17 protein-coding genes are annotated in these 19972 nt (G+C 71.4%); 8 read left to right on the plus strand and 9 right to left on the minus strand.

Annotation, left to right across the window (positions count from 1 at the left end; all coding sequences use genetic code 11):
• Window positions 1–31: 31 nt before the first annotated feature.
• On the minus strand, window positions 32–1237 hold the full coding sequence (locus tag ACYVIP_RS34130; protein WP_460403970.1) for a thioester domain-containing protein: 1206 nt from the start codon (window positions 1235–1237) through the stop codon (window positions 32–34).
• Between the two features lie 265 nt (window positions 1238–1502).
• Here ACYVIP_RS34130 and ACYVIP_RS34135 point away from each other — a divergent pair, with 265 nt between their 5' ends.
• A complete protein-coding gene (locus tag ACYVIP_RS34135) occupies window positions 1503–2240 on the plus strand; it encodes a hypothetical protein (RefSeq protein WP_460403972.1) in 738 nt (245 codons plus the stop codon).
• Window positions 2241–2276: 36 nt separating this feature from the next.
• Here the strand turns inward: ACYVIP_RS34135 and ACYVIP_RS34140 are convergent, their stop codons facing one another.
• Together ACYVIP_RS34140 and ACYVIP_RS34145 are read right to left on the minus strand one after the other, a co-directional pair.
• On the minus strand, window positions 2277–3839 hold the full coding sequence (locus tag ACYVIP_RS34140; protein WP_460403973.1) for a DUF885 domain-containing protein: 1563 nt from the start codon (window positions 3837–3839) through the stop codon (window positions 2277–2279).
• A 75-nt stretch (window positions 3840–3914) separates the two neighbouring features.
• The gene (locus ACYVIP_RS34145) at window positions 3915–4400 is read right to left on the minus strand and encodes a GbsR/MarR family transcriptional regulator (protein ID WP_460403974.1); all 486 of its coding nucleotides are present in this window, start codon (window positions 4398–4400) and stop codon (window positions 3915–3917) included.
• 85 nt (window positions 4401–4485) lie between these two features.
• Between ACYVIP_RS34145 and ACYVIP_RS34150 the strand changes: the two genes are divergently transcribed.
• The 5 genes from ACYVIP_RS34150 to pcaDC all read left to right on the plus strand — a co-directional run bounded on the left by ACYVIP_RS34150 (window position 4486) and on the right by pcaDC (window position 10471).
• Window positions 4486–5412, plus strand: coding sequence for an ABC transporter ATP-binding protein (locus ACYVIP_RS34150; RefSeq protein WP_460403975.1), 927 nt, complete (start codon window positions 4486–4488; stop codon window positions 5410–5412).
• Entirely contained in the window at window positions 5409–7061 is a 1653-nt protein-coding gene (locus ACYVIP_RS34155) for an ABC transporter permease (protein ID WP_460403976.1), read from the plus strand. The genes ACYVIP_RS34150 and ACYVIP_RS34155 overlap by 4 nt, the downstream gene beginning before the upstream one ends.
• Window positions 7062–7195: 134 nt before the next feature.
• Complete coding sequence (locus ACYVIP_RS34160; RefSeq protein ID WP_460403977.1) at window positions 7196–8524, plus strand: MFS transporter; 1329 nt, start codon at window positions 7196–7198, stop codon at window positions 8522–8524.
• A 41-nt stretch (window positions 8525–8565) separates the two neighbouring features.
• Window positions 8566–9345 (plus strand): PIG-L family deacetylase, encoded by a 780-nt coding sequence (locus ACYVIP_RS34165; protein ID WP_460403978.1) that lies wholly within the window; start codon window positions 8566–8568, stop codon window positions 9343–9345.
• Complete coding sequence (pcaDC, locus tag ACYVIP_RS34170; RefSeq protein WP_460403979.1) at window positions 9335–10471, plus strand: bifunctional 3-oxoadipate enol-lactonase/4-carboxymuconolactone decarboxylase PcaDC; 1137 nt, start codon at window positions 9335–9337, stop codon at window positions 10469–10471. Before ACYVIP_RS34165 ends, pcaDC begins: the two co-directional genes overlap by 11 nt.
• A gap of 3 nt (window positions 10472–10474) precedes the next feature.
• On the opposite strand, the gene ACYVIP_RS34175 is transcribed toward pcaDC, so the two are convergent.
• Genes ACYVIP_RS34175 through ACYVIP_RS34190 form a run of 4 tightly spaced genes read right to left on the minus strand, consistent with a single transcriptional unit; the run spans window position 10475 to window position 15650 of the window.
• The gene (locus ACYVIP_RS34175) at window positions 10475–11350 is read right to left on the minus strand and encodes an SEC-C domain-containing protein (protein WP_460403980.1); all 876 of its coding nucleotides are present in this window, start codon (window positions 11348–11350) and stop codon (window positions 10475–10477) included.
• 13 nt (window positions 11351–11363) lie between these two features.
• Window positions 11364–12245 (minus strand): DUF6807 domain-containing protein, encoded by an 882-nt coding sequence (locus tag ACYVIP_RS34180; RefSeq protein WP_460403981.1) that lies wholly within the window; start codon window positions 12243–12245, stop codon window positions 11364–11366.
• Window positions 12236–13318, minus strand: coding sequence for a Gfo/Idh/MocA family protein (locus ACYVIP_RS34185; RefSeq protein ID WP_460403982.1), 1083 nt, complete (start codon window positions 13316–13318; stop codon window positions 12236–12238). The genes ACYVIP_RS34180 and ACYVIP_RS34185 overlap by 10 nt, the downstream gene beginning before the upstream one ends.
• A gap of 1 nt (window position 13319) precedes the next feature.
• Window positions 13320–15650: a beta-xylosidase/alpha-l-arabinosidase gene (locus ACYVIP_RS34190; protein WP_460403983.1), complete on the minus strand. Its 2331-nt coding sequence runs from the start codon at window positions 15648–15650 to the stop codon at window positions 13320–13322.
• Between the two features lie 256 nt (window positions 15651–15906).
• On the opposite strand from ACYVIP_RS34190, the gene ACYVIP_RS34195 reads away from it, so the two are divergent.
• Together ACYVIP_RS34195 and ACYVIP_RS34200 are read left to right on the plus strand one after the other, a co-directional pair.
• On the plus strand, window positions 15907–16926 hold the full coding sequence (locus tag ACYVIP_RS34195; RefSeq protein ID WP_460403984.1) for a LacI family DNA-binding transcriptional regulator: 1020 nt from the start codon (window positions 15907–15909) through the stop codon (window positions 16924–16926).
• Window positions 16927–17074: 148 nt separating this feature from the next.
• Window positions 17075–18136 (plus strand): hypothetical protein, encoded by a 1062-nt coding sequence (locus ACYVIP_RS34200; protein WP_460403985.1) that lies wholly within the window; start codon window positions 17075–17077, stop codon window positions 18134–18136.
• Window positions 18137–18173: 37 nt separating this feature from the next.
• Here ACYVIP_RS34200 and ACYVIP_RS34205 read toward each other — a convergent pair whose 3' ends face one another.
• Together ACYVIP_RS34205 and ACYVIP_RS34210 are read right to left on the minus strand one after the other, a co-directional pair.
• Window positions 18174–18974, minus strand: a complete 801-nt coding sequence (locus tag ACYVIP_RS34205; RefSeq protein WP_460403986.1) for a GAF and ANTAR domain-containing protein — start codon at window positions 18972–18974, stop codon at window positions 18174–18176.
• A gap of 5 nt (window positions 18975–18979) precedes the next feature.
• The gene (locus ACYVIP_RS34210) at window positions 18980–19678 is read right to left on the minus strand and encodes a GAF and ANTAR domain-containing protein (RefSeq protein WP_460403987.1); all 699 of its coding nucleotides are present in this window, start codon (window positions 19676–19678) and stop codon (window positions 18980–18982) included.
• Between the last annotated feature and the right edge of the window lie 294 nt (window positions 19679–19972).

Consider the following 19972-nt stretch of genomic DNA (forward strand, 5'->3'; position numbering starts at 1 on the left):
CGCGTGATCCTCAACAATACGGGGAAATCGCTCAGGCGCGGCGACGTCGACGCAGGAACAGCAGCGCACCGACGCCGGCGGCGACCAGTACGACCCCGATCATGATGGGGGCGAACACGGACGCGCCGGTGTCGGCGAGGCCGCTGGTGTTGCGTGGCTGCGGTACCGGAGGGGCCTCGGAGCTGGTGGTGCTCGTCGGCGGCGTGGTGGTCGAGGTCTCGGTGGTCGGCGGCGGTGTGGTGGTCTCGGTGCTCGGCGGCGGCGTCGTCCACTTCGCGCCCGCGGTCACGGTGATCTCGCTGCGGGCGGCCTTGGCCACGATGAGCGACTGGGTCTTGGCCTCCGCGTAGCCGATGCCGACGAACAGGCGACCGGTGTCCAGGGTGGCGTTGGCGGTCAGCTCGATGCTGACCTCGCCGTCGGGCGCGTCGGCCGGCACGTCCAGGTACAGCTCGGTGCCGTCGGTGATCGCGCGGGCGTCCAGGTCCTTGCCGTCTACGTCGGTGATGCGCACGCCGTCGGGCAGTTCGGCCTTCAGCTCGGAGACCGAGCCGGTGGTGGTCACGGTGAACGGTCCGATCCGCTCACCGGACTTGCCGGCCAGTTCGGTCGGGCTGACCTCGAGCGCGGGGGTCGGCTGGTCACCGATGCCGACGTTGGCGTCGCCGATCAGGTAGTCGTAGAGCGCGAGCACGTCGGCCGCGAAGCCCTGGCCCTCGCCGCCGGGCAGCGGGTCCTCGCGGTTGAGGTCGACGCCGTCGCTCAGGTGCCAGATGGCGGCCTGGGTGCCGGTGATGGCCTCCTGGCGGTTGAGCCCGCCGTGCAGCTCGACGCCGGCGTCGGTCAGGGTCTGCTCCAGCGTCTCCCGCTCGACGACCGGGTAGCTGTGGTGCAGGACCCAGTTGATCCGGTCACGGTTGGCGTGGAACGGCGAGTTGGCCGCCGGGTACTCGTCCCATGGCGTCTCGGCCATCTCCCGCTTGTGGTCCAGGTTCGTGCGGATCTCGACGCAGTACATGTCGAGCTTGCTGCCATCGGCTACCCGGAAACCGATCAACTTGGCGAGGATCTCGTTAAGCTTCCCATCGCCCATATCAACGTGGTAACCATCTACCGCGCCATCAGGGAAGCCGGTGGCCGGCTCGGCCGCGGCCGGAATAGCCGCGGTCATCATCAAGGTCACTGCGGCGCCGACCGCCGCGACTCCGGCACGTGCGGCCTTGAGTCTGCTGGCCATAGAAACTCTCCTAGTCGATCAGGGGGGAGCCGCAGCGTATCCACCTGCGACGATGATCAAATTCGGGGGTGTCGATAGCGCACCGTTATCAACATCCGGGCATGGCGGGCTATCGTCCCCAGGTGTGAGCGGATGGCAGGGTGAGGACGGAAATCAGGGCGGTTGGGGACCGCCGGGAAACGAGCCTTACGGGCAGGATCCGTATTACCTCCAACCCGATCCGTACGGCTATCCACCGCCGCCGCCCGCCCGATCCAAACTCCCGATGATCTTCGGGGTGTTGGCGATCGTGCTCATCGTCGGCGCGGTGGTCACGATCGTGTTAGTCACCCGAAAGAGTGGCGGCACACCCGTCGCCGCGCCGAGTTCCAGCGCCACCGCGCCGTCCTCGTCCGCTCCCCCGAGGTCGGGTCCAGCGAGCTCGTCGCCCTCGACCGGCCCGGACACCCGCGACGGTTGGCAGACCATCGACAACACCTCAGACTCCGGCCTGATCTACGAGGTGCCGCCGGAGTGGAAGGTCGGCACGGCCACCCGGCCGAGCGGCCTGGGGGTGGACTTCACCGGCACCGCCGACTTCGGCGTCTACCAGTGCGAGGGCAACACCTACATCCGCAGCTACGCGACCAGCGGCGACGTGCAGGCCAAGGACGGCGCCGACCTGGACCTGACCAAGACGGTCAAGGACTTCACGACCGCGTTCGGCAAGGCCTCCTTCCAGGACACCGCGCAGGTCACCGTGCCGGAGCCGGAGAAGTTCGACCTGAACGGCCAGCAGGCGGTGCGCGTGGTCGCGAAGGTGATCCCCGAGGTCACGGTGCCGACGTGCGAGGCGTCGGAGGGCGAGGTGGCGATCGTCGGCGTCCTGCTGCAGGAGGACGGCAAGCCGTCCGGTGTCGCGATGCTGGCGGTGATCAGCGACGTGGCCGGCGGCCCGGCCGACCCCGAGTCCCTACCGAAAACGGTGGCCACGGAGATCCTGGCCTCGATCAAGGTCGGCTGACCACGGCGAGTTGACCGAGATGTTCGGCCACCACGACTATCGAGTGACGAGCTGTCGCAGGACAGGCAGCGGAAGCGCCCCGTTGGTCAGCACGGTGTCGTGGAAGTCGCGGAGGTCGAAGTCCGGGCGGGACTCGGCAACGGCACGCATCCCCTGGATCTCCAGCCGACCGACCATGTACGACAGCGCCTGCCCGGCGTAGACGATGTAGCGGTCGACCTCGGTACCGATCTCCAGGTCGGACATCGGCGTGTTGTCCCGGAGATACCCGACCGCCCGATCCCGAGACCACCCCTTGGCATGCATCCCGGTGTCCACCACCAACCGCCCGGCCCGCATGGAGTCCATCGCCAACATGCCAAGCCGCATGACATCCGACGAGTACAGCCCCATCTCCTCGGCCAGCCGTTCGGTGTACAGGCCCCAGCCCTCGACATACGCCGTCGGCGTCACCACCCGCCGCAGCAACGGCAGGTGGCGCAACTCCTGCGCGAGCGCGATCTGTAGATGGTGGCCGGGGACGGCCTCGTGGAAGGCCACCACCTCGGCGGTGAACCGGTCCCGCTCCTCGGCCCGGTCGGTGTTCGCGAAGAACGTCCCCGCCCGGCTGCCGTCCAGCGCGGGCAGCACGTAGTAGGCGGCCGGGCTACCAGGGGCGTCGGCGGCCGGAATCGGCTCGATCGCGCACCGGGTACTCGGCAGCCGTCCGAACCACGCCGGAAGCACGCCCTCGGCCCTGGCCACCGCCGCCTTCACGGCGTCGAGCAACTCGTCACCGTCACGCCAGCGCATCGCCGGATCGGTTGTCATCCGACGGAAGATCTCGGTCCGATCCCGCGTACCGAACACCCGGGACCCGACCTCCGCGTACTCCTCGGTCAGCCGATCGATCAACTCCAGCCCGGTCCGGTGCAGGTCCTCCGGCGTCCGATCAGTCGTCGTGTGATGCCGAACCAGCCCCGCGTACATCGCCTCGCCGTCGGGCAACCAGCACAACCCGACCCGCTCGTCATCCCGCCCGTGCGGTGCGATCTCGGTGGCCAACATCCGCTGGTACTCGACGAGAGCCGGCCGCACCACCTCGGCCAGCAGACGCCCCCGCACCACCGCCGGCTCACCGTCAAGTGCCGGCCGAGCCAACCGATCCGGATCGGCAAGGCTCCGGTCAAGGTGCGCGACCGCCGCGTGCACCAACCGCGCCACCGGCACCCGCCCCTCGGCGACCCCCGCCCGATGCCGCTCCGCGACCGTCGCCAGATACCCCGGCACCGCCCGCAACCGCTCCAGATGAGCCCCGACCTGCTCCGCCCCGGCCAGCACGGTCATCGGCAACACATGCAACAGCTCAGCCGCCGGACTGACGAACAGATCCGAGATCGCGTACTCGACGCCCCGCGCCGCCAACTCGTCCACCATCGACCGGGCATGGTGGGCGACCACCGCCCTGGTCACCGCGTCATCCCCGGCCAGCGTCCCCGGATCGATCGCGTCGGCACGCGCGGCGATGTCCAGACACCGCACCCGGCACGCCTCGTCCGCCGAAGCGGACCGGTCGCTCAGGGTCGAGTCATGGCCAGGAACCCCCAGCACAGTCGCCAACAGGGGATCCCTCGAAAAGGTGAGCGCGAGGAGTTCATCGGCAAGCGAGTTCGGAGTGTCGACCACCGGCCCAACCTACTGATGCTCCTGTTGGTACTCCCGCCAACGCGCCATCATGACGTGGATCTCGCCGCGGAGGAACTCGAAGAACTTGCGGCTCTCGTCCAGCCGCTTGCCCACCCTGGTGTCCTCCCCGGCCACCGTGACCCCGTCCCCCATCAGCATCACCCACTGCTGAAGCTGCTTGTCCCGGTTGGCGTACGCCTCGTACCAGAGATCGTCGGTCACCTCGTAGTGGTCCCGGCGCTCCCCGGGATGCCGCGCCCGGATGATCAGCCCGACCTGCATGAGGTACCGCACCGCACCCGAGATCGCCGCCGGGCTCACCCGCAGCTGTTCGGCGAGCGCACTCGCGGTCCGGCTGCCGTCCTCGGCCACCAGCAGGGAGCCGAACACCCGCGCCGGCATCCTCGGTACTCCGGAGTCGACCAGGAGCAGCGCGAACCGCTCCACGAACCGGGCTACCGCCTCCTCGTTCTCGCCTTGGGCCACGCTGCGCATCCTCCATCCCGGATGGTGTGAACCTGGTCAGTTTATACGCTTTCTTAACTTCACAACTTTGTGAACCGACTGTAGCTTCGGGGTCATGACAACCGCAATCTCCGTGTCTGGCCTGGTCAAGACGTTCGGCCAGACGCGTGCGCTCGACGGTCTGGACCTGACGGTCCGTACCGGGGAGGTACACGGCTTCCTCGGGCCCAACGGCTCGGGCAAGTCGACCACCATTCGCGTCCTGCTCGGCCTGCTGCGGGCCGACGCCGGCGAGGTCGCGCTGCTCGGCGGCGACCCGTGGACCGACGCCACCTCCCTGCACCGCAGACTCGCCTATGTGCCGGGCGATGTGTCGCTGTGGCCCAACCTGTCCGGCGGCGAGGTCATCGACCTGCTCGGCCGGCTGCGCGGCGGCCTCAACACCAAGCGCCGCGACGAGCTTCTCGAGCGCTTCGACCTCGACCCGACGAAGAAGGGCCGCACCTACTCCAAGGGCAACCGGCAGAAGGTCGCCCTGGTCGCCGCGCTGTCCTCGGACGTCGAGCTGCTGGTCCTCGACGAGCCGACCTCCGGGCTGGACCCGTTGATGGAGGCCGTGTTCCAGGACTGCATCACCGAGGAGCGCGAGCGCGGCCGCACCGTGCTGCTGTCCAGCCACATCCTGGCCGAGGTGGAGACCCTCTGCGAGCGGGTGAGCATCATCCGGCTCGGCGCCACCGTGGAGACCGGCACGCTCGCCGAATTGCGCCACCTGACCCGCACGTCGATCGCCGCCGAACTGGCCGGACCGCCGACCGGCCTCACCGGCCATCCCGGCGTGCACGACCTCAGGATCACCGGCAACCAGGCGCGGTTCGACGTCGACACCAAGGAGCTCGACGCCGTCCTGCGCGAGCTGACCAGCGTCGGCGTCCGCAGCCTGACCAGCCAGCCGCCGACGCTGGAGGAGCTGTTCCTGCGCCACTACGAGGCTGACGTGGCCGAGAACGGCGGCCGGCACGCGGCGGTGTCGTCCACATGACCACCACCGCCCTACCCGCGCCGGCCAGGGTCGCCACGACCGGTCAGCGCGACGGTCTCGCCGGCACCGGCGCGCTGCTGCGCCTCGCGCTGCGCCGCGACCGGATCCTCGCACCGCTGTGGATCCTGCTGTTCGTCGTCACGGCCGCCGGCTCCGCCTCGGCGTCCCAGGGCCTGTTCCCCACGCTGGAGTCCCGAGTGCGGGCCGCGTCGGCGGTCAACGACACCCCGGCCACGCTCGCGCTGTACGGCCGGGTGTTCGACCCGACCTCGCTCGGCGCGGTCTCACTGATCAAGCTCGGCGCGTTCGGCGCGGCGCTGGTCGCGCTGGTGTCGATCTTCATGTTGGTGCGGCACACCCGCGCCGAGGAGGAGTCCGGGCGCCTGGAGCTGATCGGCTCCGCGGTCGTCGGCCGGTACGCGACGCTGACCGCGGCCCTGCTGCTCACCGTCGGCACCAGCCTGGTGCTGGCCGTGCTCACCGCGCTGGCACTGATCGGCGCCGGGCTGCCGGGCGCCGGGGCGCTGGCCTTCGGGCTGGCCTGGGCGGGTGCCGGCATCGCGTTCGCCGCGGTCGCCGCACTGGCCGCGCAGGTCACGGAGAACGCGCGCACCGCGAACGGCATCGGCGCGGCGGTGCTCGCGGCGGCCTACCTGCTGCGCGCGGTTGGCGACGCGGCCGGCGCGGACACCTCGACCTGGCTGTCCTGGCTGTCGCCGATCGGCTGGGCCCAGCAGGTGCGGCCCTTCGCCGGGGACCGCTGGTGGGTGCTCGGCTACCTGCTGGTGTTCTCGGTACTGGTGGCCGCGGCGGCCTACGCGCTGGTCGCCAGGCGCGACCACGGCGCGGGCCTGCTCGCCCAGCGGCCGGGCCCCGCGTCGGCCGGGCCCCGGTTGCGCACGCCGTTCGCGCTCGCGCTGCGGCTGCACCGGGGCGGGTTGCTCGGCTGGCTGGTCGGCCTCGCGCTCGGCGGGCTGATCGTGGGCAGCATCGCCTCGCAGGTCGGCGAGATCGCCGACACCCCGCAGGCCCGCGACATGATCACCAAGCTCGGCGGCGAGCGCGGGCTGACCGACGCGTTCCTGTCCGCGGAGATGGGGATCATCGGGGTGATCGTGGCCGCCTACGGCATCTCGGCCACGCTGCGGCTGCGCGCGGAGGAGACCGCGGGCCGGGCCGAACCGCTACTGGCGACCCAGGTCAGCCGGCTGCGCTACGCGGCGAGCCACGTGCTGATCGCGCTGGGCGGCAGCACGCTGCTGATCCTCGTGCTCGGCGTGTTCGCCGGGTTCGCGCACGGCGCGGCGGTCGGCGACCTCGGGGAGCTGGGGCGCGTGCTGGTGGCGGCGCTGGTGCAGTTGCCGGCGGTGTGGGTGCTCACCGGGATCACCGTCGCGGTCTTCGGGCTCGCGCCCGCGCTGGCGCTCGTCGGCTGGGGCGCGTTGGTGCTGTTCCTGCTGCTCGGCCAGCTGGGGCCGGTGCTGAACCTGCCGGAGTGGATGATGGAGCTCTCCCCCTTCACCCACACCCCCAAGCTGCCGGGCGGTGACCTGCCGGCGACCCCGCTGGTGGTGCTGACCGCGATCGCCGCGCTGCTGGTCGCGATCGGGCTGGCCGGTTTCCGCCGGCGGGACATCGCCACCAGCTGACGCGGACGGGACTCAGCCACACCTGACCGAGCCCTGAGCCGGACATGTGAGTCTTTACCTGGAATGCCTGGCCAACCGGTGTGGTTATGGCCAGGCAGACCGGTAGGGACGACAAGTGGGGTAGGTGGTCGCGCGTGGGCGCCGCATCGGCAACGTCGGCGGCCGGCGGCACCACCCGCTTACCCAGGGAAGTCTGGGTCCTGGTCGCGGCGAACTTCGTGATCGCCGCCGGGTTCGGCCTGGTCGCGCCCGCGCTGCCGACCTTCGCCCGCAGCTTCGACGTGAGTGTGACCGCGGCCTCGATCGTGGTCAGCGCGTTCGCGGTGACCCGGCTGGTGTTCGCGCCGGCGAGTGGCCGGATGGTGACCCTGCTCGGCGAGCAGAAGGTCTACCTGACCGGCATCTCCATCGTCGCGGTCAGCACCGGGGCGTGCGCCTTCGCCGGCGAGTACTGGCAGTTGGTGGCGTTCCGGTCGGTCGGCGGTATCGGGTCGACGATGTTCACCGTCTCGGCGATCGCCCTGCTGATCCGGCTCACCCCGCCGCCGCTGCGCGGCCGGGCCTCTGGCCTGTGGGGCACCGGGTTCCTGCTCGGCAACGTGATGGGCCCGCTGCTCGGCGGCGGCCTGCTGACGATCTCGCTGCGCACGCCGTTCCTGGTCTACGCCGGAGCGCTGTTCGTGGCGGTGTTCATCGTCTGGTGGTTCCTGCGGAACTCGACGCTGGCCGCGCGGGTCAACAACGACCAGGCGCCGACGTTCACCGTGCGGGAGGCGCTGCGCCACCGGGCCTACCTCGCCGCCCTCGGCTCCAGCTTCGCCAACGGGTGGGCGGTGTTCGGCGTACGGGTGTCGCTGGTCCCGCTGTTCGTCACCGAGGTGCTGCGCCAGGGCGACGCGTTCGCCGGGACCGCGCTCGCGGTGTTCGCCGCCGGCAACGTGGTCATGCTGTTGTTGTCGGGCAAGCTCGCGGACACCATCGGGCGCAAGCCGATCCTGCTGGCCGGGCTGGTGGTGTCGGCCGGCGGCACGATCTGGGTCGGCTGGACCGACTCGGTGTTCACGTTCATGGTCGCCACCGTGGTCGCCGGGCTCGGCGCGGGGCTGCTCGCGCCGCCGCAGCAGGCCACGGTCGCCGATGTGATCGGGTCCGAGGCACGGGGCGGGCCGGTGCTCGCCACGTTCCAGATGTCGGCCGACATCGGCGCGGTGCTCGGCCCGATCGTCGCCGGGATGCTCGCCGACCAGCTCTCCTACGCCACCGCGTTCACCGTCACCGGGGCGCTGTGCCTGGTCGCGGCGCTGGTGTGGCTGCCGGCGCCGGAGACGCTGCCGCGCGCCGCGCCGGTGCCCGCGCCGACCGCGACCGATCCGACGGCGGCCGCGTCGGCCTCGGGTGAGCCGGCGGTCAGTCCGGTGGCGGAGCCGACGCCGACGCCGGAAGGTCCGCCACGAACCGGGTGACCCCGCGAATCCTGTCCGACCGGTCGCGTAGGTTCGGGCCCATGGCGACGATGGTGACCTTTCATGCCCATCCTGACGACGAGTGCATCAGCTGCGGCGGGGTGATGCGCAAGGCGCACGAAGACGGGCACCGGGTGGTCCTGGTGGTGGCGACCAGGGGTGAGCTCGGCGAGGTGCCGGACGACTTCCTCGACGACGGTGAGGAACTGTGGCAGCGCCGGGTCCGGGAGACCAAGGACGCGGCCGACGTTCTCGGCGTGGCACGCGTGGAGTTCCTGGGGTACACCGACTCCGGGATGATGGGCGAGCCGACCAACGACGTGCCGGACACGTTCTGGCAGGCCGACGTCGAGGAGGCGGCCGAGCGGCTGGCGGCGATCCTGCGTGAGGAGGACGCCGAGATCCTCACCGTGTACGACGACCACGGCGGCTACGGCCACCCCGACCACATCCAGGTGCACCGGGTCGGGATGCGCGCCGCGGAGCTGGCCGGCACGCCGAGGGTGTACCAGGCGACGATGAACCGGGACGCGGCCAACCGGGCGCGGTCGGCGTTCGCGCAGCCGGACGGTGGGGTCGAGCCGCCGGAGTTCGACGAGACCTTCGGCTCGCCGGAGGCGGTGCTCACCACGCAGGTCGACGTGACCAAGTGGACCAGCTACAAGCGCCAGGCGATGCGCGCGCACCCGAGCCAGATCAGCGAGCAGTCGTTCTTCCTCGCCATGCCCGACGAGGTGTTCGACGTGGTGTTCGGCACCGAGTGGTTCATCCGGGTCGGCGCGCGGCCGGGGATCAGCGAGTTCGATCTGTATGGCGACTGAGGTCTTCCACCAGGTGCACGGGCCGGCGCACGGCCCGGTAGTGGTGCTGTCCGGATCCCTCGGCAGCGACCTGCGGATGTGGGACCCGCAGGTGGAACCGTTGGTGGCGGCGGGTTTCCGGGTGGTGCGCTACGACCACCGGGGGCACGGCCGGTCGCCGGTGCCGCCGGGGCCCTACTCGCTGGCCGAGCTGGCCGGCGATCTGGTGGCGCTGTTGGACCGGCTCGAGGTGGCGCGGGCGTCGCTGGTCGGGCTGTCGCTCGGCGGCATGGTCGGCATGTGGCTGGCCGCGCACGAGCCGGCGCGGGTGCACCGGCTGGTGCTGTGCTGCACGTCGGCCAGCCTTGGCCCGCCGACGATGTGGGTCGACCGGGCGCGCGCGGCCAGGGAGTCCGGAATGGACGCTTTGGCCGACGCGGTGGTCGGCCGCTGGCTGACACCGGCGGCCGATCCGGCGCTGGCCGGCCGGCTGCGGGCGATGATCGCCGGCACGCCGGCCGAGGGCTACGCGTCCTGTTGTGCCGCGCTCGAGACGATGTCCATCGAGGACGACCTGTCGTCGATCTCCGCGCCGACGCTGGTGATCGCCGGCGCGCGGGACCAGGCGACGCCGCCGGAGCACGGGTTGGCGATCACCACGGCGGTGCCGGGGGCGAAGCTCGCGGTGGTCGACGACGCGGCCCACCTTGGCAACGTGGAACGCCCGGAGCGGTTCACCGAGCTGATCCTCGAGCACCTCCGGGAGTCCACTTGGGACACCGGGATGGCGGTGCGCCGGGCGGTGCTCGGCGACGCGCACGTCGACCGGGCGGTGGCCGGGACGACCGCGTTCACCGCCGGGTTCCAGGAGTTCATCACCGAGTCGGCGTGGGGTTCGGTGTGGGCGCGGCCGGGTCTGGACCGGCGCACGCGCAGTGCCATCACGTTGAGCGCGCTGGTCGCGATGCACGCGTTCGGCGAACTGCCGATGCACGTGCGCGCCGCGGTCGGCAACGGGCTCACCCACGCCGAGATCGCCGAGGTCCTGCTGCACACCGCGGTCTACGCGGGCGTTCCGGCGGCGAACCGCGCGTTCGCCATCGCCAGTGAGGTGCTCGCCAGTGAGGTGCTCGCCGAACAGCCGTGAGGCTCAGCCGCTGACCTGGCCGCGCATCCGGCAGCACCGCTTGTACCGCTGCCCGGAGCCACACCAGCACGCCGCGCCGCCTTCCGGCGGCCACGTCCCGGCCACCGGCAACGACCGCAGGTACGAGCTGATCGTGGTGCCGATCGGCGGCACCCCCCTGGTCCGCGCGGCGAACACGTCGTAGTCGGCCACCCCGTAGGTCGGCTCATCGACCCTGGCCAGCGTGCGCTCCACCGACGCCCGGTGCTCGTCCCAGTCGACGCCGAGGTCGTCCTTGAGCGTCGGCCAGGTCGCCACCGCTCTGGTGTGCTCGGACTTCGGCCAGAACAGCACGCTCGGCGGCCGCACCCGACCGGCCGTCGCGGGCGCCGCCGCGCCGGCGCCGCGGGCCCGGCCGGCCGCCTTGCGCAGCTGGGTCGCGAGCGGACCGTCGGCCATCGCCTGGCCGGCCTCGTAGATCCGCACCGCCGCCGCCAGTTCGCCGGCCGCCTCCAGTGCCTCGCCGTAGACCTGGTGCTCGGTAGCGCCCGCCCGGCCAAGCTCGGTCAGCTTCGCCCACTCGGACGCGGCTTCCTCTGCCCGACCGGTGTCGGCGAGGAACGCCGCCAGGTAGGCGAGCATCTCGACGCCGTCGTCGCGCACGCCGTCGGCCACCGCCTGCCGCAGGGTCGCCTCCGCCTCGGCCGGGCGGCCGAACTTCAGCTGCACCTCGCTCACCGCGAGCATCGCGTACGCCACCGAGAACTCGATCCCGCGCCGCGCGGGATCGGTCACCGCCGCCATCAGCTTGGCCACCGTCGCGTCCGGCGTGCCAGCGTCGATGGCATCGCGTACCGCGAAATCGATGTCATCTCCGGTTACCACACCACGAAAAGCCATGCGCGGAGATTACTCATCCCACAACCCTGGCCAGTGCGGCCGGGTCCGGCGCGTCGTCGGCGATGACCACGGTGTAGCGACAGGACAGCGTCTGGTCAGCGTCAACGATCACTTCCCGGTCGAAGAACGGCGCCGGGCACACCGCGGCGAACGGTTGCGACCGGACGAACCACTTCGGCTCGTCCGGCGCGAGGAACACCAGCGTCGAGCTCCCGCCGTGCTCGTCGTGCCGGCCGACGAAGCCCAGCCAGGGGGCGCGTACCCCCATCAGCTCGTCGCCGCCGACCCTGCCCGGCGCGTGCACGACACCGCCGGTGAACGAGCGCGGGCCACGCCAGAACAGGCCGCCGTAGCCCGCGTTCGGCCGGCCCTCGGTGGTCGGGCTGCCGATCGCCAGCTCGCCGCCGGAGACGTTGGTGCACCGGGTCGCGAACCGCACCACCCACGCGTCGGCCACCTGCTCGAAGGTCTGCGTGCGTTCCTCGGTGAACCAGGTCTGGCCCTGTTCGGTCTGCCACACCAGCGACTCGACCAGGCTCACCTGCTCGCCGGTCGCGCGCACCGTGGCGAACCCGGTGTGCCGCATGGCGCCGTTGTTGGGCAGTTGCTCGTAGCCGCGGTCGCGCAGGTAGGTCGGGCCGCCCCAGAAGTTCGCCGTGCCGACGCCGGGCTGCGACACGTTGGGTAGCGACCACGCGATTCCCCTGTGCCACACGTGATCGTGCGGACGGTAGAGCGACACCACCCGCCCGCCGAGGGTCCGCAGTGGATGCAGGTAGGGCCGGGGCGACTCCAGCCGGGCGTCCGGCGGTCCGTAGACGTATCTGGCGATCTCCGTGCCATCGCTGGAGATCCGCATCGACGTGCCGTGCTCCTCGACCAGGCTCAGGCCCACGGCGCCCCCGTTCCGTCCATCCGCCGGTAGAACGGCGAGTCCGGCCCCAGCTCCCCCGCGCCGATCCGCCTGCCGGTGAACGCCGAGGCGTAGATGGCCGCGATCAGCTCGACCGTGGACCGGGTGTCGGTGAGCGACACCGGCGGCGGGGTGCCGGCGTCCAGCGCGTCGAGCACCGCGCCGAGCTGCGCGTCGTGCCCGCTGCGGACCCCGGTCGGGCCGGTGGCCCACGCGGCGGCCACCTCGTCGGCGTGTCCCGGCGCGGCGGTCACCGTCCAGTTCTCGTCGCCGTAGCCGTAGACGTGGTCAAGCTCGACGGTCGCGTGCTCGAAGTCGAACCGCAGGTAGCTGGTCTCGCGCGGGGACACCACGCTGTTCATCACCGTGGCGACCGTGCCGTTGGCGAAGGTCACGATCGCGCACGACAGGTCCTCGGTCGCGGTCGGCTTGGCCTGCCGTGCCGCGACCGCCACCACCTCCCGCCACGGCCCCATGACCGACAGCAGCAGGTCGAACTGGTGGATGCCGTGGCCCATGGTCGGTCCACCGCCCTCCACGTCCCAGCCGCCGCGCCAGGGCACCGCGAAGTACTCGTCCGGCCGGAACCACAACGTGTGGCACACCGCGGCCGTCGGCCGGCCGAGCGCCGGATCGCCCACCAGCCCGCGTAACGCCGCCGCGCCGCTGCCGAAGCGGTGCTGGAACACGGTGGCGAAGTGCGCGCCGCCGGCACTGGCCGCGGCCGCGATCGTGTCCAGCTCGGCCAGGCTGAGCACCGGCGGCTTCTCACACAGCACGTGCACGCCCCGGCGCAGCGCCGCGACCGCCTGCGGCGCGTGCAGCCCCGGCGGGGTGCACAGGTGCACCAGGTCCGGTGCCTCCTCGGTGAGCAGCGTGTCGAGGTCCGGGTAGCGCGCGGGCACCGCCCACTTCTCCCCGAACGCGGTCAGCGCCGTGTCGTTGATGTCGGTGGCCGCGACGATCCGGGACCGGTCGCCGAGCCGTCGCAGACTTGCCGCGTGGAACCCCGCGATCTCCCCGGTGCCCACGATCGCGCTGGTAAAAGTCGCCATGTCACCTGACGTTAACGGCAACCGATGCGAAAGAGGTCGGCCCGACGACGACTTCCTGTCCGGCCAACCGAAGCCGGGCGACGTGGCGCACCACCGCGCTCGACGAGCCGAGCCGCAGCTCCAGCTCCCCCGGTTCGACCACCCGGTGTCCGGCCAGGCCGGTGAACGCCGCCGCGGCCGCCGGCACCGCGAACTCCACCACGCGCGACTCCCCCGGCGCGAGCCGCACCTTGGTGTAGCCGACCAGGCGCATCACCGGACGGGTCACCTGGGCGACCGGGTCGTGCAGGTACAGCTGCACGACCTCGGCACCTGGCCGCTCGCCGGTGTTGGTGACCGTCAGCCCGACGGTCACCGTGCCGCCCTCGGTGGCGATCTCCTGCGCGGACTGGGTGAACCCGGACCACGAGAAGTCCGAATAGGACAGTCCGTGGCCGAAGGGGAACAACGCGGTCGGGTCGACCGAGCTGGCGTCGTTGTGCCGGCCGAGCACCGGCGCGAGGTAGCCGCTCGGCTGGCCGTACGGGTCGGCCGGCACGCTGACCGGCAACCGGCCGGCCGGCTCGACCCGGCCGGTGAGCACGCCGGCGACCGCCGGCCCGCCCTCCTCGCCGGGGAAGAACGCCTGCACGATCGCCGCGACCCGGTCGGCGTAGGGACCGAGGGCGTAGGGCCGGCCGCTGAGCAGTACCAGCACGACCGGGGTGCCGGTGGCCAGCACCGCCTCGAGCAGTTGGGGCTGGTCGCCGGGCAACCGCAGGTCCGGCACGTCGCAGCCCTCGCCGGAGGTGCCCCGGCCGAACAGTCCGGCCCGGTCGCCGACCGCGACCACGCACACGTCCGCGCGCCCGGCGGCGGCCACCGCGTCGTCGATGCCGGCCAGGTCGCCGCCGGTCACGTCGCAGCCGGGGGCGTGCTCGACCAACGCGGAGCCGAGCTCCGCGGTCAGCGCGTCGAGCAGGGTCGGGATGTCCACCCCGAGCGGCAGTTCCGCGTGCTGGCTGCCGACGTGGCTGGGGAAGGTGTAGCAGCCGAGCATCGCGTCGACGGTGTCTGCCTGCGGGCCGATCAGCGCGACCCGGGCGCCCGCGGCCAGCGGCAGCGTGCCGTCGTTGCTCAGCAGGATCACCGACTCCCGCGCGATCCGGCCGGCGAGCTCCCTCGCGGGTGGCGGATCCAGCGACATCCGTCCGTCCACAGTGGGCTGTTCCCAGTCCGGGTCGAGCAGGCCGAGCGCGAACTTCTGCCGCAGCACCCTGGTCACCGAGAGGTCGACAACGGACTCGTCGACCAGTCCGGAGCGGACCGCGGCGATCAGCGGCTCGCCGTAGCACCGGACGTTGGGCAGTTCGACGTCCACGCCCGCGGTGAGCGTCAACGCGGCCGTCTGCTCCGGCCCGGCGGCGAGCCCGTGCTGGGTCTGGACGAACCCGATGGCGAAGTAGTCGGAGACCACGGTGCCCTCGAAGCCCCACTGCTCCCGCAGGATGCCGGTGAGCAGGTCGCGGTCGGCCGCCGGCGGCACCCCGTCGATCTCGGCGTAGGAGTTCATCACCGACCGCGCGCCGCCCTCGGTCACCGCCAGCAGGAACGGCGGCAGCAACACGTCGGCCAACTCGCGGCGACCGATCGCCACCGGGCCGAAGTTGCGCGCGCCCCGGGAGGCGGAGTAGCCGACGAAGTGCTTGAGCGTGGCCATGAGCCCGCTCGACTCCAGGCCGCGCACGTAGGCGGTGCCCAGGGTGGCGACCAGGTACGGGTCCTCGCCCATGGTCTCCTCGGTGCGGCCCCAGCGCGGGTCGCGGACCACGTCGAGCACCGGCGCGAGTCCCTGGTGGACACCGAGTTCCCGCATCATGGCGCCGATCTGGCCGGCCATGTCGCCGACGAGGCCGGCGTCGAAGCTCGCGCCCCAGGCCAGCGCGGTCGGGTAGATGGTCGCGCCCCAGGCCATCAGCCCGGACAGGCACTCCTCGTGCACCACGGCCGGAATGCCGAAGCGGCTCGCGGCCATGATCTCCGCCTGCATCACCGCCATCCTGGCGGTACCGGCGACCGGGGTCACGGGTGCCGAGCCCAGCGGCCGGGTGAGCTGACCGAGGCCCTGTTTGATCACCGCCGGCCAGTCGAGCTGGGCGTCGACCAGGTCGTGCTGGAACGGCGCGACGTCGTCGTCCCCCTCGGACATGCCGAGCCAGATCGAGTACAGCTGGGCGACCTTCTCCGACAGGGTCATCCGGCCGAGCAGATCGGCCACGCGCTCGTCGGTCGGGCGTCGGGGGTCCCGCCACGGCTCCACGACCGTCGCCGCCCCCTCAGACTCGTTGAGCATGCCGCTATCCCGTCCCTCATGTTCCGAAATTTTTCGGAACCAACACCTCCACGCTAACCCTCCTATTACGGCCGCATCAAGGGATTGACGCCCCGCAGACACCGTCGTAGCCTGCGACCTGAGTCGTCGCAAGTATCGTTCATACTCCGAAACTTTTGTGATCGCGCGCTGGGGCCGATCACCAAGACCGGCGATCCCCGGCTCGGCAGCAGGTAACCTTCCGGAAGTGTTTCGGGAATCGGAGGCGGACCAGCCAGTGAGTACTGACGGGGAGAAGAAGGTCACGATCACCGTGATCGCTCAGGAAGCCGGGGTCTCGGTGCCCACGGTATCCCGGGTACTCAACGGCCGGTCGGACGTGTCGCCACAGACCAGGGCCAGGATCGAGGCACTACTGGCCCAGCACGGCTACCGCCGGCGGGTGTCCAGGAGACGGGAGAGCGCCGGGCTGATCGACCTGGTGTTCAACGACCTGGACAGCCCGTGGGCGGTGGAGATCATCCGCGGCGTCGAGGACGTGGCGCACGCGGCGGCGATCGGCACCGTGGTCAGCGCGGTGCACCGGCACTCCGGGGCCACCCGGCAGTGGCTGGAGAACCTGCGGGCCAGGGCGTCCGACGGGGTCATCCTGGTGCTGTCCACGCTGCAACCGGCCCACCAGGCCGAGCTGCGCAGGCTGAACGTGCCCACGGTGGTCATCGACCCGGCCGGCGGACCGGCGCTGGACGTGCCGACCATCGGCGCGACCAACTGGGCCGGCGGGATGGCCGCCACCGAACACCTGACCGCGCGGGGCCACCGCCGGATCGGCTTCATCGCCGGCCCGCCGGGGCTGCTGTGCAGCCGGGCCAGGCTCGACGGCTACCGGGCCGCGCTGGACGCGGCCGGTATCGAGGTGGACAACGCGTTGATCCGGCCGGGCGACTTCTACCACGAGTCCGGCTTCCGGGGCGCGACCGAGCTGATGGACCTCAAGCAGCCGCCGACGGCGATCTTCGCGGCCAGCGACCAGATGGCGCTCGGCGTGTACGAGGGTCTGCGCCAGCGGGGGCTGCGGGTGCCAGAAGACGTGAGCGTGGTCGGGTTCGACGACCTGCCGGAGGCCCGCTGGTCCTCACCGCCGCTGACCACCGTGCGCCAGCCGCTGACCGAGATGGGCATGCTGGCCGCGCGCACCCTGCTGCGGCTCGCCCGCGGGGAGCAACCGGACAGCCCACGGGTCGAGCTGGCCACCGACCTCGTTGTCCGGGACAGCACAGTTGAACACTCTGGGTAATTGTTGCCGAACGTAACGTCGCGATTTAGCTCGGCAGAACCCATTTCGTGCGCGCAGGGCAACGACCTCATCCACCGTTTGAACGGTCCTGGCGGCATTTGGATGACATGCGGTGACAGGGCATCCCGTGCGCTGCACCGTATAGGACATGGTGGGGAGCAATCTTGGCGAGCTGCATGGGCGGCTGCTCGTCCAATGTCAGCCTGGGCAGGCAAAGAACGCGGCGCGTGTGGCGACCGCGCACGACACCGGTCTGGTACTCACCGGCCGCACCCCGAGACCCGTGGTGCGGGCCCTGCGTGAGCACGGCTTCACCGGTCCGATCCTGTGCGACGCCAACCGCTACTCCGGCAGACGCCGCTCCACCGCGGTGTCCGGCCCACACGCGGCCTGGACCGCCGAACAGCAGGACCTCGGCCTGGTCGCGGTCACCGACTCCGGCTACCTCGCCGAGCACGACTGGGGCGGCCTGCGCCGGATCCTCACCGAGGCGGCCCGCCAGCCGGGCCAGGTCATCCCGATGCTGCCGCTGGCCGCGCGCTGGTTCGAGCACTCGGTCGACGGCCTGGTGGCCGAGCTGAACCACTTCGGCCTGCCGGCGGCCGTCGCCATCGAACACCCGAAGGACCCGTTCAGCGTGCGGTACCTGATCAGGGGATTCCTGTCCCTGCTGGCCGCCGACGTGCCGATCCTGCTGCTGCGCGCCGACATCTCGGCCATCGCCGCGAGCTTCCACGGCGCGCACACCGCCGCCATCGGCACCACGACCGCGCTGCGCCACGTCTATCCCCGAGGCGGACCGGGCGCGCCCCGATTACCGTCGATCGCCGCCTTCGTCCCCCCGCTGCTCGATCACCGCCCACTACCCACCCTCGCGACCCAGACCCCACCCGGCTGGAGTTGCGACTGCCCCGAATGCGCGGGCCGGCCGCTAGCCACCCTGGCCCGCTCCCCGCGCCCGGAGGCCTCCGCGTTCAGACACTCGCTGAGCGCCCAACTCACCCTTTATGACCGGCTGCGGCATCGTCCCGCGCCGATCGCCGCGTGGCACGAGCTGTGCGCTACCGCGCTCGCCGAGCACCGCCGGCTGGCGGAGAACCTGCCGGACTGGCACACCCCGACCAACCTGCGCGCCTGGTACCAGCTGACCCGCGACGCGGTGCCCGACGGCGCCCCGCTCCCACACCAGGACGAACGCGCCCACGGTTGAGCGGTTCACCCCCGGGTTCCCGGACCGCGCGTCGGCGTCAGCCGGCGTTGTGGCTGATGATGGCCTCGACGTCGGCGGTGCCGTCGAGTACCGCGCTGGTGATGTCGGCCAGGCGACGGTTGTTTGCGCGGGCGTAGGCACGCAGCGCGGTGAACGCCTGCTCGGGGGTGAGGGTGCCGCTGTGCGCGGCGAGCATGCCCTTGGCCTGCTCGATGATGACCCGGGTGTTGAGCGCGGTCTGCAGTTGTTCGGTGAGGATCTCGGCGTGGTCGATGCTGCGTTGCTGCAGGATGCCGATGGTGGCCACGTCGGCGAGCGCCTGGCCGAGCTCGGTCGAGACCGGGCGCACGCCGGCGGACTTGGTGTTGAGCAGCGACAGGGCGCCGATCACCTCGCGGCGCAGCCGCATCGGCAGGGCGTGGGTCGCGGCGAAGCCGCAGAGTTCGGCCGCGGCGACGTATCTCGGCCACCGGGGGGCGTCTGCCGCCAGGTCCGGGCTGAACACGGGCTGCCCGGTGTGCACGCACTCGACGCACGGGCCGCCCTCGGTGTCCGCGGCGAACACCTCGATCAGCTCGGCCTTCTCCGAGGACGCGGCGGCCATCCGCACGCCGCCACGCTGGTCGGCGAGCAACACCCCGGCGGCGTCCACCTCGAGCAGGTCCACGCAGTAGTCGGCGAGCATGTGCAGGAACTCGGCGAGGTCGAAGTCGTCGACCAACGTGTCCGCGAGGCTCACGAACGCGCGCGAGACCCGGCGCTCCCGAAGCGCGGCCGCCTCCCCGCCGGCGACGACGGTGTCCGCCAGTCCTGGTGTCTCTGCTGGTTCGCGATTCATCCGGGTCACTCCCCGTTGTCCAGCCGCAAACGGCGCTCAATGATGTCTTTCGCGACCTCGACCAGCGCTCGCTGATGGGCGAAGGCGTGTCCGCGGATGCGCAGCAGGGCCTCCGGCAAGCTCACCTTCAGATCCACCGCGACCATACCGGTCGCCTGGTGCACCTCGGCCTGAATGTCGACCAGCGTTGGCAGCGTCATCGGCGCGACACCGTGCAGGTCCTGGAGGATCGTGTCGGTGGCGGCGTCGGCGAGCAGCAGCGCGTCGGTCAGCTGGGCCGGCGTCAACGCCCCGGCCGCATCACGGTGCAGTTCCAGCATTCCCAACCGGACCGCGCCGATCTGCAGCGGGAAGGCGAACACGGCCACCGCGCCCGCGGTCACCGCGTCCGCGGTGAAGCCGGGCCAGCGGGCACCGTCCGAGGTCAGGTCCGCGACCAGCACCGGGCGCCGCCGCTCGTAGGCGTCGACGGACGGTCCGGCCCCGGCGGTGGTGGCCAGGTCGTCCAGTCGCACACCGAGCGCGTCGCTCGCGTACACCATCGCACCGCCTCCGTTGGCTCTGGTTCCGCCCAACATCCGGATCCGTGCGCCGGTCACCGCCAGCTCGGCCACACACAGATCGCAGATCTCGCGCAGCACACCCGCCGCGGTGTCGTGCACCGCGAGCAGGGTCTGCAGGTGCTCGCGCCGGTCCGCGCTCATCACACCGCCCTTCCCGACACCCGCCTCGTGAGGCGGATGTGGCGGTCACTCTAGTGCCGTGTCCGACCGGAGACCGATTACCGCACGACGCGGAACCGATCCGGTGGTTGACAATCCGTAATCGGTGCGAGGTCCCCCCGAACGGGCAATGTCCTGCCGACGCCGCTGCTCCATTCGAGCCATACTGTTTCGCCAGGTGACCGGATGATTTCGGTCAGTGCGCGCCGCTCTTAACGATCGCGTTACGTACATCTGTGCGCTTTTTTCCGGACACCAAACGAACTTAGGCTCCGG

This window comes from Actinophytocola sediminis (assembly GCF_054779715.1).